At 64.2% G+C, this 13,826-nt stretch carries 10 protein-coding genes; all 10 read right to left on the minus strand.

The features are described 5' to 3' along the window. Positions 1-40 precede the first annotated feature (40 nt). On the minus strand, positions 41-4,327 hold the full coding sequence (locus D105_RS0103455; RefSeq protein ID WP_018877498.1) for a retention module-containing protein: 4,287 nt from the start codon (positions 4,325-4,327) through the stop codon (positions 41-43). A gap of 316 nt (positions 4,328-4,643) precedes the next feature. Beyond that, positions 4,644-5,258: a response regulator transcription factor gene (locus D105_RS0103460; protein WP_018867037.1), complete on the minus strand. Its 615-nt coding sequence runs from the start codon at positions 5,256-5,258 to the stop codon at positions 4,644-4,646. Positions 5,259-5,263: 5 nt separating this feature from the next. Then, a complete protein-coding gene (locus D105_RS0103465) occupies positions 5,264-6,682 on the minus strand; it encodes an HlyD family type I secretion periplasmic adaptor subunit (protein ID WP_026279257.1) in 1,419 nt (472 codons plus the stop codon). Then, positions 6,679-8,772: a type I secretion system permease/ATPase gene (locus D105_RS0103470; protein WP_231366528.1), complete on the minus strand. Its 2,094-nt coding sequence runs from the start codon at positions 8,770-8,772 to the stop codon at positions 6,679-6,681. Before D105_RS0103470 ends, D105_RS0103465 begins: the two co-directional genes overlap by 4 nt. 290 nt (positions 8,773-9,062) lie before the next feature. Next, complete coding sequence (gene tadA / locus D105_RS0103475; protein ID WP_018867041.1) at positions 9,063-9,578, minus strand: tRNA adenosine(34) deaminase TadA; 516 nt, start codon at positions 9,576-9,578, stop codon at positions 9,063-9,065. Next, complete coding sequence (locus D105_RS0103480) at positions 9,568-10,077, minus strand: glutathione peroxidase (protein WP_018867042.1); 510 nt, start codon at positions 10,075-10,077, stop codon at positions 9,568-9,570. The genes tadA and D105_RS0103480 overlap by 11 nt, the downstream gene beginning before the upstream one ends. Then, the gene (locus D105_RS0103485; RefSeq protein WP_018877500.1) at positions 10,074-10,748 is read right to left on the minus strand and encodes a membrane integrity-associated transporter subunit PqiC; all 675 of its coding nucleotides are present in this window, start codon (positions 10,746-10,748) and stop codon (positions 10,074-10,076) included. The genes D105_RS0103480 and D105_RS0103485 overlap by 4 nt, the downstream gene beginning before the upstream one ends. A gap of 4 nt (positions 10,749-10,752) precedes the next feature. Then, the gene (locus tag D105_RS0103490; protein WP_018875626.1) at positions 10,753-11,766 is read right to left on the minus strand and encodes an MlaD family protein; all 1,014 of its coding nucleotides are present in this window, start codon (positions 11,764-11,766) and stop codon (positions 10,753-10,755) included. After that, entirely contained in the window at positions 11,763-12,569 is an 807-nt protein-coding gene (locus D105_RS0103495) for an ABC transporter ATP-binding protein (RefSeq protein WP_018877501.1), read from the minus strand. Before D105_RS0103495 ends, D105_RS0103490 begins: the two co-directional genes overlap by 4 nt. A 3-nt stretch (positions 12,570-12,572) precedes the next feature. Further along, on the minus strand, positions 12,573-13,724 hold the full coding sequence (locus tag D105_RS0103500) for an MlaE family lipid ABC transporter permease subunit (RefSeq protein WP_018877502.1): 1,152 nt from the start codon (positions 13,722-13,724) through the stop codon (positions 12,573-12,575). Between the last annotated feature and the right edge of the window lie 102 nt (positions 13,725-13,826).

A 13,826-nucleotide genomic window follows, 5' to 3' on the forward strand; every position in this document is an offset into this window, starting at 1 on the left:
CCCCGCCGATTTGCACCGGCGGGGCTTTATCTACGACCGCTTACTGGTCGATCGTCAGCTGCCCGCTATCCAGCATATCCTTGACGATATCGTCGCTGTACTGGACGTCCTTCAACGTGATGACCTGATTGGCATTATCGGTGTCACCATTCAGGCCGCCCTGGGAGTTGACGTAAAGCTTGGTGTCGGCGCCGTCCTGCTCGGCAATGATGTAGTCGGCAATGTTTTCCTCGCTCTCACCCTGAAGAAGATCCTTCAGGTCGAGAACGTTGTCGCCATTTCCAAAGTCGGTCACTACATCATTGGCGGGCGCGTCGCTCGTTCCTTCGTCACCCGCATTCCAGCGGAAAATGTCGTCTCCAGCTCCACCGGTGAGGATGTCGTCGCCACCACCCCCGATGAGGATGTCATCGTCGTCCGTACCGATAATAACGTCACTATCGGAGGAGCCTTCGAATACATTGTTGGGGCTGAAGGTCAGATCAAACGCCCCCGAATCGCTCCCGCCATCACTTCCCAACGGGTCACCGTCACCATCCATTGCTTCGAATTCAAAGGGAATGCTGAATCCGGACCCTTCACCCACGAGGCTACCAAAACCTCCGATACCGAAATTACCGGATCCCGGACCATGCGAGATGTGGATTTCGTCAAATGCGCCTACGCCCGACACTGTCGTGCCCGTTCCGTCTCCAACCAGCTCGCCATCGAGAAACACGCTCCATGCAACGTTCGCACCCGGGCCTTGTTCGCCCCAGGTCTCGAGTTCCAGCGACTGCAGGGTTTCACGGACATCTGTAGTTCCGGCCTGGACGAATTCCGCTTTCAACGTTTCTCCCGAACCGATGCGTGGACCGCTCCCGACACCGAAGGAGTTAGCGGAGAAGTTGACGGAGGTAGGATCCCCCCCGGAGTCCGTAGCAGTAAATCGAATGGCCAGATCGGACCCAGCGCTTTCGATCACTTCTCCCGTATTCCCCCCATTTTGAGGCGCAAAGAACCCTAGATCCTCGGCATTGATTGCATCCAGGTCCTTTTGCAGTGAGACGGTGTACAGTCCAGTCTCAACATCCAGTAATGCCGTGAACACCACGGTATCTTCGCCAATGAAACCCGTTAATGTCCCATCACTGGATTCGAACCATACTTTTTCACCCCCGGACGTCAGGTTCGTGGTTTCGCCTGGTGTCCCTGAATCGACAAGGATGTAGTCTTTGCCGTCGTCATGATCGATGTAGGCTTCGTTTATAGTGAATGAGGTAATCGAAGCGCCATCCACGTCTGCGCCAATTCGCAGCCCGGAGTCACCAGTCAGGGTGGTACCGGCTTCCGTGCTCAGCACGCCAGTGGTTGAATCCTCCACGACCGGAACGTCATCCACAATGGTGACATTGACCGCATCATTCGCGGTACCACCGTTGGTGTCCGTGACCGTGACATTAATAGCATCTTTCTGCAGTTCGTCACGCCCCTGCTCTGGATGGTCGGCTGCATCGGTCAACGTATAGCTATAGGTGACGGTGTAGATTCCGTCATCGTTGCCGGTAAAGCCAGTGATCTCCAGCGTGCCCTTGGAGGTATCGACACTCAGCGGGTTGGCTTCACTCGCGTCATTGAGCTGATCGATATTGAACGTCTGGTTGAAATCGGATCCGGCGAACGTCAGGCTGGCGACGCCCGCGGAAGCCGTAATAGTGAACTGACCGTTCTGCGTCAGCGCATCCTCATCCGGATTCGTACCATTCGCCAGGTTCGCCTCGTCGACCGTCACGTCCGTATCACCAAGCCCTGTGATCTCGGGTCCAGGAACGGGGTCGGAATCCGGCACGGGCACCTCAATCGCCGCCTGCGCATCATCCGTCAGGACGAACGGGTTCACACCACCATCCGCGATGGTCACTGTGCCCTCGACCTCCGCAGCCAGCTCGTTGCCCGATACCTGACCGTTGCGGATCGCCTCAGCACCGGCGTCGGTCAGCACCACATTATTGCCGTCCAGAGCCAGATAACCGCCGCTGTCCTCGTTCAGCGACAGAGCGATCTCGCCCGCCAGGTCGCCGTCGATGCCATCAAGGTCCAGATCGGTCGTGACCTCGAACACCACATCATTCTCGGCCGCCGACTGCGGCCAACCGTCGGTCGTGCCATCCACCAACTCCAGGCCAACCGTCAGCGTCGGTTCCGGTGTCGGTACCTCCTCCAGGCCAGCAACATCCTCGTCCGTTAGCGTGAAGCTATCCACGTCCTGCGTGCCGGTCACCGTCACACTGGCACCCGCCGGGTCAAACTGGCCATTGCGGATCGCCTGGGCACCATCGTCCGTCAAGACGATGGCGTCGCCCGCCTCGTTCAACGCGAAGTAGCCTTCGTCGTTGCCATCGGTGATCTCATAGCTCACCTCTCCGCCCAGATCCGGATCGATTCCGGCGTACTCGGTCGCGCTGCTCAGCGTGAACGCCAGCTGGCCTTCCGCGGCCTGGTCACTGCTCTCCAGTTCCAGCGCCGCCGTCACCGTCACATCCAGACTCGGCTCCGGCATCGGAACCTCGATGCCCGCTTGCGCATCATCCGTCAGGACGAACGGGTTCACACCGTCCTCGGCGATGGTCACCGTGCCCTCGACCGACGCCATCAACCCGTCCAGGCCCACCTGGCCATTACGGATCGCCGCCGCACCGTCGGCTGTCAGCACCACGTTGCTACCTTCAAGCGCCAGATAACCGCCGCTGTCCTCGTTCAGCGACAGAGCGATCTCGCCCGCCAGATCGCCGTCGATGCCATCCAGGTCCAGGTCGGTCGTGACCTCGAACACCACATCGTTCTCGGCCGCCGACTGCGGCCAGTCCTCCGGCGTATCCACCGCCGACATACCCACAGTCAGCTCCGGCTGTGGAGTCGGTACCACCACACCACCTTCGGCGCTGGCTTCGAGCATGAAGGTATTGACGAGGCCTTCACCGATCGTCAGCGAGCCCTCGATGGTCACGTCAAGATCGTTTCCTGAAACCTGTCCGTTCTGGATCGCTCTGGCACCTTCCTCGCTCAGTACGACCGACCACTGGCCCCAGTCATTCTGTGAAAGCTCAAGGTATTCGCTGTCGCCACCAACGATCTCGTACGAGAAATCGCCCAGCGAGGGGTCGATGCCATCAAAGTCAGCCTGAGGGTTGATCCAGAATACCGGCATGCCTGCTTCAACTGCCGACGCGGGGAACCCAAAATCTCCGGCCACGTTATCCGCGCCGACACTGAGTTGCTGCAGATCAGGCTCTTGACCCTCAGGCAGCTGGTCCGCCGGAGGCATATAAAAGACTTCTCCCGGCCAAAGTTCGACATCAAACGTCGGCTGCGGGACCTCCACCGCAACGGCTGAAACTTCCGTCGCCGAAACCGGACCGATTCCCTCGATTTCCACGGTGCCCTGAACTTCGACAGAAAACTCGTTATTGGGTACCTGTCCATTCTGCAAGGCCCATGCGCCCTGCTCGGTCAACACGACGGCTGGATTGCCCTCGGAATCCGTACCAATCGCCAGATAGTCCGAATCGCCCCCAACAATTGCATATCCGATCGGGCCCGCGGCCGTATCCGGCAATCCGTCCAGATCCAACGTGGAATCAAGGCTGAACACCGCCAAACCCGTACCGGGTTGTTCAGAGGGCGACACGTCGGCCTCTTCGACCCGAGCGGACATGACGTCTGGACTTTGGGGACGAATATCCGCTACGACCCGCGAGACCATCTCACTGAGCGGTGTAACGCTGATGACGAGGCTGGGTTCCGGTACCACTTCGTCGGTGGTTGTCCCCGTGTCGTCTGTCGTTGTCCCGATCCCAGTATCCGCGAGCGTCCCTCCATCTTCACCGCCAGCTTCACCGGGGCCGCGCAGGGAATTCGAGTCATAGGCGTAGGTGACCTGGCCTACTTCCTCGGAGCCGCGGGTGACACGGACGAAGCTACCGCCCTCACCGGCGACACCGCCGTCCAGACCGGCGGCCGGGGCCTCGATCAGATCCGTGATGTCTTCTCCCCGATCCAGAGCCGCAATGATCTCCTCAACGGTGGCGTCGGCTACCTCGGCGTCCTGGGATTCGGGTTCGGCGGATTCGGCAAGGTCCGCGGTAATGGTGGCCGATTCGTTGCCGGCCAGCGTCATGGTGGACCCGTCCTCGAAGGCCATTTCGATGAAGGCACCGTCTTCAGCGATCACTTCTTCGCCATGGAAGATTGGGTCGCCCGGCTGCAGGACGCGGGTGTTGCCATCCTCGTCCCGCGCAATGACGGTGCCGACAATGGATTCAACGGTCGCTACGACGACTTCGGACATGACGATCCCCTTGGATACGTTACTAGTTGAAAGTTTTAGCTGGATAGGATCCTAGGGGAGCGGCCGCTGGCGCGACAGCTGTACTGAAGTACAGGTGGGCAGGAGGAACGGCCGTAGGACTCGACCGGGAAAACCAGATGCACTCGTAACGATCTGGGTCTCGATTTCGGGCGAGATGATTGGCCGCATCCACGAATCGAGCGAGTCGAGAGCCGAAGGCGAGCCATCCGTCAGGCGGCGCGGCCCGCAAGATGGTCATGTGGGTCGCGAACCCCATCACCCCCGGACGACGACCAGAAGGATCGCCTGGACCGGATCAGGCCGTGGGCCAGGACTCGCGCAGACGCGTAAGGTGCAGGACGAGCTGAACGCGATCGTCTACGTCGAGCTTCTTGAAGACCGACCCAAGATGCATCTTGACCGTGCGCTCGGTCATGCCGAGCTGGCGTGCGATTTCCTTGTTGTGCGCGCCTGTGGTCACGGCCAGGGCGACCTGGCGTTCGCGCGGGGTCAGCTCCTCGAAGCCCTCGGGCGGCGTTTCCGGATCACGCGGCTGCACGCTGCGCACCGTACGGATCATGCGGGTCATCAAATCGGGGCCCACCCACAGACCGCCCCCGGTGACTGTGGTTGCAATCGTTCGTAGCTGGGCGACGTTCGCCAGGGTGTGGCAGTAACCGTGTGCGCCGGCGTCGAAGGCACGGATCCCTTCTTCGTCGTTCGGGTGGCGGGAGTGCACGATCACGCGGTGCACCCGCGTGCGCTGCCTGACCTGCTGGTCCCAGTCGGCCAGATCCGTCCCCACCCAGCACGCCTCGGCGCCCTCGGGCAGCGCCGCGGGAAACGGCGGCCGGAGCACCTGGGCGTCCGGAAACGCCGCCTCCCAGCGCGGCGACGGCCGCGAATCTTGATCGATCAGGAAGATCTGCATGTCTCTCAGCGCTCCGTAAAGGCCAGATCGCCCGCGCGGAGGATCGGCTTCAGCAGGTACTGCAGGATGGTTCGTCGCCCGGTGATGATGTCCACCTGGGCCACCATCCCGGTCATGATCTGGTGCTCCTCGTCAAAGCCGGTCTCTTCGGTCCGCACGCGGACCTTGTAGAAGGTGTTGCCATCGTCGTCCGTGATCGTGTCCGGGCTGATGTGTTCGACGGTCGCCTCCAGCCCGCCATAGATCGCGAAGTCATACGCCGTGAACTTCACCCGCGCCTGCAGGCCCGGCCGTAGATAGGCGATATCCTGTGGCGATACTCGGGCCTCGATCAGGAGTTCGTCCTCCAACGGGACCACCTCCGCTACCTCGCGTCCCGGGGAGATGACACCGCCCCGAGTGGTCACGAACATCCTCTGCACAATCCCGGTCATCGGGGAGCGCACCTCGGACAGGCGCACACGGTCCTCGAGCCCTTCGGTCCCCTCGGCCAGCTCCTGCAGGCGGCCCAGCGTGTCGGCCAGCTCGGCGCGCCACTGGTTGCGGAAATTGAGCCGCACCTCGCGGATCTTCTCTTCCGCCTCCTCGATGGCGGCATTCAGGCGGGCGATCTGCGCCGTGGCCTGGTCGCGATCCCCACGCGCATTGGACACCTCCCGCTGCAGGCGGAGCACTTCCACCTCCGAAACCGCCCCGCTTTGAACCAGCGGCTCGGTAACGTCCAGTTCCCGGCTGGCCAGTTCCAGTGCCCGCACAGCCTGGGTGCGGCGCGCCCGTACCTCGTTCAACTCCTCCTGGCGCTGGCGCATCTGTTCCTCGGCAATCCGGATGCGCGAGTTCAGCTCCGCCAGGCTTTCTTCATACAGTCGCTGTTCCTGCTCGACGATAGCGGGTGGGCCCTGCTGTAAGTCCGGCGTAACGAGGAAAGGCGTATCCGAAAGTAACGCGATCAGCCGGGCTTGCCGGGCGCGGAGCGAAAATTCGCTCGCGCGCGCTTCGCCCAGATCGGAAAGGAAGCGGGTGGGGTCGATCCGCACCAGGACATCGCCGCGCTCAACGACGTCACCCTCGCGCGCCAGAATCTCCGAGACCACACCCCCATCCATCGATTGCAGCACCTGGAGGTTCTGTGAGGGAATCACGCGCCCATCGCCCCGCGCGACCTCGTCGATCTCCGCCACCGAGGCCCAGTACACTAGCAAGGCCAGGGTCACCAGAATGCCGTACAGCAGCGCACGGGCCCGCAAGGGTTTCTCCTGGATCTGGGTCCAGTCGGCATCCGAAGCCCAGTTCCGGTGGTCCGAGCCCCCCTTGGCCAGCCAGGGCCGAAAGATCCGGTCCACCATGGGCGCGCCAACCTTGCCGGCGCGATCCATCCCGCGCCCGAGGTCTTCGAACCCCTGTCCTTCCTTTCGCTTGCTCACGCCTGCGCCTTCCCAACGCGGCCTTCCCGCAGGGCCTGGACGACCTGGTCCTTCGGCCCATCCGCCACCACGCGGCCCTGATCCAGCACGATGATGCGATCCACCAGTTCGAGCAGCGAGGTGCGATGGGTCACGATCACCGCCGTGCGCCCCTCCATGAATTCGGCCAGGCGACGCTTCATCGCCTGCTCGGTCGAGTTGTCCATGGAGCTGGTGGGTTCGTCCAGCAGAAGCATGTTCGGCTCGTGCAGCACCGCACGCGCCACCCCGACACTCTGTTTCTGACCTCCCGACAGGCGCCCGCCGCGTTCCCCCACCTGCATGTCGATGCCCTGCGGATGGGTGTTGATCAGATCCTCGATACCGGAAATCGCGATCGCCTTGCGGATCGCCTCGTCCGACGCCAGCGGATCACTGGCGACCAGGTTCTCCCGGAGGCTGCCGTAGAAGAGCGTCACCTCCTGCCCCACATACCCGATGGAACGACGCAGCTCTGCCGGGTCGAGCTGACGCACGTCGATGCCGTCGACCATTACCGCGCCGCCAGTCGGCTGGTACAGGCCCATGATCAGCTTGGCCAGTGTGCTCTTGCCGGAGCCCACCCGCCCCAGGATCGCCACATGCTCCCCCGGCTGGATGCGCAGCGAGACGTTGCGCAAGGCCGGGTTGGGCTGCTCGGGGTAGGCAAAGTCCACATTGCGGAACTCGATCGCCCCCTCGAAGCGATCGCGACTGAGGAACGTGGTTTCCGGAGGCCGCTCCACCGGCAGCGTCATGATCTCGTTAAGGGAGCCCAGCGCGGTGGAAGCCTGGTGATATTGCATCAGCAGCCCCGCGGTCTGGCTGATCGGCGCCATGGCCCGGGAGGAAATCAGGTAGGCGGCAATCAGGCCGCCCATCGACAGATCCCCTTCCATCAGCAGGAACACCCCGAGGACGATAATGGCCACCCCGACCGTGTGCTGCGCCCACAGCGCGGTGTGCGTGACGCTCGCCGTGAGCAGGCGATTCTGCGCGCTGGTACGCGCCAGGTGGGCCGTCGAACGCTCCCAGGTCGCCTGGACTCGCCCCTCGGCGCTCAGCGCCTTCAGGGTTTCCGCACCGGCAAGGCTTTCCACCAGCGTGGAGTTGCGCTGCGCAGCGACGCGATAGCTCTCCTCCGCCAGCGCATGCAGCTTGCGGTGGATCGCCGTCGCGTACAGCAACAGCACCAGCGCACCAATCAACACCGGTACCGCTAGCGGCCAGGCAATCAACGCGATGATCGCAATGAACAACAGTGAAAAAGGCAGATCGACAAAGGCGATGATCGTCGCCGAGGAGATGAAGCTGCGCACCGACTCGAACGCGCCGATATTGGACGCGAACGAGCCCACCGAGGCCGGGCGGTTCTCCATGCGCAGGCCCAGCACCCGCTCCATGATGTGCGAGGACAGCTTTACGTCCGCCCGCATCGCGGCCTTGTCGACAAAATGACTGCGCATGGTGCGCAAGACCAGATCGGCGATCAGCACGATCACCACGCCCGCCGCGAACATGAAGAGTGTTTCCGTCGCGTGGTTGGGGACGACGCGATCGTACACGTTCAGCACGAACAGCGGCATCGCCAGGGCAAAAAGGTTGATCATGACCGCCGCCACGAGCACGTCGCGGTAGAGCGGTCGGTTCTCGCGAATCACGCGCCAGAACCAGTGGCCCTTGTCTTCTTTCGAAACGCGCGGCGCCCGCGCATCCATCCGAAACTCGGGACGGACATAAATCGCTCGGCCCAAGTAGCGCGACTTCAGGCGATCGAGCGGAACTTCGATGACTGCGTCACTCACCTCCGGGTCAACCACGTGAGCCACACTCTTGTCCTCGTTCCAGCCCACGAGGACCCACGCTTCGTGGTTATCCAGCAGCAACAAAGCCGGGAGGAGTTCGTCTTTCAGTGCCCGCGCCTCGCGCGTCACCGTTCGCGTGGTCATGCCTGCGCGACGCGCCGCGCGATCCACGAGGGACGGGCTAAGCCGTCCGTCCTCCAATGGGAGGCCCGCACGGGCCGAATCCGCCGTCAGGTTCAGGCCATGGGTTCGCGCGATGAGTATCAGACCGCCCAGAAGGGGATCGGGACGATCGCGGGAATCTAAAACCGGAAGTGGCGCGGTAGCCGCCGACTCTTCGACTGCGGGGCCTGAGTCCGACGCTCGTTCATCGGAATCAGGCCCCGCGGAGTCATCCCGTTCGTCGATGTCTTGGCGGTTGATAGGTATCCCTCGGAAGGCAGCTTCGGTAGGGGGAGATGCGCGCCCGAGCAACCGATGCGGCCTTTACAACGTTAATTACGTCACAACTTTGCCCCGCCCTCACTCGCAGCACAAGGCAGACGCCATCCTTCGCTTCACGACGGATTAACGCGCCTTCGAGCACGAAAGAATCGACGCAGTTGGTCACCGGCCTTTTCGGCCCGAACACCGCATACCACCTCAATTTGGTGGTTGTGAGAGGGATGGTGGATCAGATCCAGCGCGCTCCCTGCGGCGCCGGTTCGCGGGTCGGTCGCGCCATATACCAGGCGGGCTACCCGGCCATGGATCATGGCGCCGGCACACATGCTGCATGGCTCCAGGGTCACGTAGAGGGTGGTGCCCGGCAGCCGATAGTTCTGCAAGCGCTCGCCGGCTTCGCGCAGCGCCCGGATCTCGGCATGCGCCGTCGGGTCGTGCAGCGCGATGGGTGCATTGTGGCAGGCGGCCAGGCAGGTGCCATCGGCGTCCACCAGGACTGCGCCGACCGGGACCTCGCCGGCTGCGGCCGCCCGATCCGCCAGGGACAGGGCGCGCTCCATCCAGTAGTCCGCCGCGCCCGGGGCGTCGGGCGCCGGACCGGTCTCGCCCGGCGCCACGCTACGCGCCACTGGTGGGCCCCGGGGGCGGCTCGTCCAGCGCCGCCTCGATCGCCCGGACCAGCTCCGACGGCTTCTTCTGCGGCGCGAACCGCCGGATCACCCGGCCGTCGCGACCGACCAGGAACTTGGTGAAGTTCCACTTGATGCCCTGTGTGCCCAGGGCCCCCGGCGCCTGTTCCTTGAGGTATCGAAACAGCGGATGGGCCTCGGCACCGTTCACCTCGACCTTCGCGAATACCGGAAACGACACCGCGAAGCGCGTGCCGCAGGCGCGGATCTTCCCGGCGTCCCCCGGTTCCTGACCTCCGAATTGGTTGCACGGAAAACCCAGCACGCGAAACCCCCGTTCACCGTAGCGTTCGGCCAGGGCCTGCAGACCCTCGTACTGCGGCGTGAAACCGCACTCGCTGGCCACATTCACGATCAGCAGGACATCCCCCCGCCAGGCGGCCAGCGGCTGCTCGTCGCCGTCGAGTAGCGGGGCGGAAAAATCGAAGACGTCGGTCATTCGCGCATCCCGTGCCCGGACTCCCGCAGCGCTTCGTCTTCCAGCTCCGCCAGCACGTCGGCAGTGGCTTGTGAGAGTGCGGCCACCAGGCGTGAGGCCGACCGCCGGTCGATCGTGTGGGCCGCCTCCAGGTGCACCAGGCGCGCATGCGTATCCGTGCGCAGCTGGGCCCGCAGTCCGACGCGGCCCGTGCCCTGTACGGCTTCACCGGTGTCCACAGCGCTCAGTGCCTCCAGATTGGCGGCATCCAGATCGCCGTACAACGCCGTGACGAGGACGTGCAACTGCACCGCCGGTCGCCCCTCGGCCCAGGCGTCCGCCGCGTTATCCACCAGTTCGATGGCGGTATCGTTGCGGGTCCACCGTTCCCGCAGCAGCTGCTCGAACTGCTCGGCCGGCCGCAGGAACCACTCGTTGTAGTAGTCCGACTCGTAGCGGTGATCCCCCAGGCGATAGACCAGTCCCTTGCCCGAATAGGCCGGCGCCACGCGCACCGATCCCAGCTCGACCGCCAGGGGCTCGGCGTCTCCGGCCATGCGCGGCGCCGGCTCGGCGGGCAACTCCAGCAGGAACCACGAGCGGTCAACGGCCTCGCGTTCGGGGATCAGCGTGCAGCCGCCCAGTGTCCAGGCGATCAGCAGCAGCAGTGCGGCAACGCTCCATCGGGTCATCCATCTACTCCTTGTCCATGGTGCTGCGGGGCGGCGGGGCACCGAACAGCGCGCCCCCCGGGTTGCGGCGTACGTCATCGGACAGGCTGCGCAGTCCGGCAATCGCGGCCTGCAATTCGTCCAGGGTTTCCAGCAGCTTGGCCTCGCTCACATCCATGCCCCGATCGAGGCGTTCGACCATCGAATCCATCCGGTCGACCAGCCGTCCGACATCCGCCGCTTCGGCCGTCTCGCGCAGTTCCCGCAGCGCGGCCCGCGTCTCGCTGGGCAATGCCTGGGTATCCGGGTGCTCGATCAGGCGCTCGACCGACTCCATCACCCGGGTGGCCGTGCGGGTTGTCGTCTGCAGCTCCTCGATCATTTGATCCGCCTGGTCCGCCAGGCGGGCGGTATCCAGGTCCCGGATCGTGGTCTCCACCGTGACCAGCAGGCTCGTCAGGTTGTCCACCACACCCTCGATGTCCAGCTCGTCGATACGCTTGAGGAGGTTCTCGGCATACTCCAGAAACTGCATGGCGGTACTTGGTGCGGACGGGATGTAGATACCCTCCGGGTCCCAGTCATGTGCCAGTGGCGGATGGGCCTCGGGGTCCGAGAAGTCCGCCTCGAGATAGTTCATACCAGTGATTCCCTGAGCGGCCATGCGGACCCGAAGCCCGGCATCGATCAGGTTTTCGAAGACCTCCACGCGGAACTCGCCCTCCTGCGCACTGGCCGCAAAACGATCCGGGTACAGCCGCGCCCGCACCATCACGTAGCGTTTGCGATCGCGCGGCGGGATATCCGCCTCGTACACCACCGAGGTAAACGTCATGTCGGTCACCTCGCCAATGGTCACCCCGCGGAACTTCACGGGCGCCCCCACCTCCAGGCCCTGGATCGACGCGTCCATGTACGTCTCGATCTGGATCGACGGGCGCAGGAGATTGCCCGCCGTCAGGATCAGGAGCGCCGCGACCAGCGCGGCCAGCCCCCCGAGGATGAACAGCCCCAGCCGGAAATGATGTCGGGCACTCATGCGGGCCTCTCCTCGTCGGAATCCGTCCGCCGCAGGAAACGCTGTACCCACGGGTGGTTCGATGTATCGCGCAGGGTGGCCGGGTCGCCCTCGGCCGCAATCCCCTGACTCTCCTTGTCGAGCATAATCACCCGGTCGGCGATCGCAAAAATACTGGCCAGTTCGTGACTGACGATCACGATCGTCATGTCCAGGGTGCGGGCCAGACGCTGGATTAGCCGGTCCAGATCGGCCGAGGTAATCGGATCGAGCCCGGCCGAGGGCTCGTCCAGGAACAGCACCTCCGGGTCCAGCACCATGGCCCGCGCGATCGCTGCCCGCTTCTGCATCCCCCCGCTGATCTCGGAGGGCATGAAATCGGCAAACGCCCCCAGCCCCACCAATTGCAGACGCGCCCGCGCGATCGCGTCCATCGCCTCGCGCGGCAGATCGGTATGGACCTCCAGCGGCAGGCGCACATTCTCCAGCAAGGTCATCGAGCCGAACAGCGCGCCCATCTGGTACATCACCCCCACGCGCCGCAGGATCGCCTCCCGCTGCGCCTCGTCGGCCTCGGCGATATCCGCGCCGGCCACCCAGATATGCCCGGCCAGCGGCTGGTAGAGCCCGATCATGTGCTTGAGCAGCGTGCTCTTGCCACTGCCGGAGCCGCCCAGGATCACGAAGATCTCGCCCCGACGCACGTCGAAGTTCAGATCACGCATCAGCACCAGATCGTCAAAGCCCATGGTCAGTCCACGGACGCGGATCACCACGTCGCGGTCGTCGTCAGGGTCCGTCGTGTTCGTGTGCGTCTGGTTCATGTGTCAGACCCCGAGATGGTAGAACAGCACGGCAAACACGCCGTCCAGCACCACGATCAGGATGATCGACGTCACCACCGCGCTGGTGGTGGACAGCCCCACCGAGGCCGCCCCGCTCCCGGTCTGCAGCCCGCGCAGGCACCCCACGCCGGCCACCACTAGGCCGAATACCACGGCCTTGACCAGCCCGGAAAACAGATCCGACGGGCTCAATGCGGATGTCACCTGGTTGAAGTACGCCACCCAGGGGATGCCGAAGCCCTGCATCACCACCGCGCCACCAATCAGCCCGATCATGTTGGCGTACAGCGCCAGCAGTGGCGCCACCAGCAAACCGGCCAGCACCTTCGGCAAAACGAGAAAGTGCACCGGATCCAGCCCCATCGTCTTCAGGGCATTGACCTCCTCGTTCACCTTCATGGTCCCGATCTCGGCCGCGAATGCCGCCCCGGAACGGCCGGCGAGCAGGATGGCCATCATCAACGGCCCCAGTTCGCGGAACAGCGAAACCGCCACCAGGTTCGCCACAAAGATCTCGCCGCCGAACTGGCGCATGGCGATCGCCGACTGAAACGCCAGGATCACCCCCAGCAGGAATGCAATCAGCGAGACAATGGGCAATGCCTGAAAGCCCGCGGCCTCCGCCACGCGCAGGGTGTCGCCCCAGCGCACCTGGCGCGGGCGCCGCAGAGAGCTGCCGATGGCCCGGGCCAGCTCGCCCACGAAGGTGAACTGCGAGTGGGCGGCGCGCCCCACGCGGTCGATCCCGTCCAGCAACCCCGGCCACCAGCCACGGCCCCGGGCGGCCCGCGCCGGCTCGACCGTCTCCAGCTCGCGGTATGGCGCCAGCTGGTCCCGGACCATCGACCCCATCCCTTCGAACCGGACCTCGGCCCCTGCCCTCCCGAGGTCCTGCTCCAGCGCATGCAGCAGTGCGGCCCCCGCGCCATCGCAGTATTCGACGCCCTCCATGTCGACGACCACATCCTGCGCCCCCGCCTGCTGCGCCAGATCGCGCACACGCCGCCGCAGTGTGCCCCAGTGACGTTCCACCGCATGCACATCCAGCCGCCCGGTCAGGCGCAGGCGGGGCGCCGGGTCGGCTGTGGCATCATATTCAAACGACTGTCGCCCACCGGCGGCCGTGGAATCCATCGCGCAACTCGCGTAGAACGTGCGGCCATGGTAGCCGCAACACGGCCCCGGGAACCATTCGCCCACCCGGAACATTCCAAGGCCTGTCCGCCATCACCAATC

Origin of the sequence: Thioalkalivibrio sp. ALE28, from assembly GCF_000377425.1 — a bacterium.
Taxonomy (GTDB): domain Bacteria; phylum Pseudomonadota; class Gammaproteobacteria; order Ectothiorhodospirales; family Ectothiorhodospiraceae; genus Thioalkalivibrio.

Excerpts from the sequence above, each read along its gene's own strand:
- D105_RS0103460 (WP_018867037.1), bottom strand. The coding sequence starts at position 5,258 with ATGCAGATCTTCCTGATCGATCAAGATTCGCGGCCGTCGCCGCGCTGG.
- D105_RS0103480 (WP_018867042.1), bottom strand. The coding sequence starts at position 10,077 with ATGACCGACGTCTTCGATTTTTCCGCCCCGCTACTCGACGGCGACGAG.
- D105_RS0103485 (WP_018877500.1), bottom strand. The coding sequence starts at position 10,748 with ATGACCCGATGGAGCGTTGCCGCACTGCTGCTGCTGATCGCCTGGACA.
- D105_RS0103495 (WP_018877501.1), bottom strand. The coding sequence starts at position 12,569 with ATGAACCAGACGCACACGAACACGACGGACCCTGACGACGACCGCGAC.
- D105_RS0103500 (WP_018877502.1), bottom strand. The coding sequence starts at position 13,724 with ATGGATTCCACGGCCGCCGGTGGGCGACAGTCGTTTGAATATGATGCC.
- D105_RS0103455 (WP_018877498.1), bottom strand. The coding sequence starts at position 4,327 with ATGTCCGAAGTCGTCGTAGCGACCGTTGAATCCATTGTCGGCACCGTC.
- D105_RS0103490 (WP_018875626.1), bottom strand. The coding sequence starts at position 11,766 with ATGAGTGCCCGACATCATTTCCGGCTGGGGCTGTTCATCCTCGGGGGG.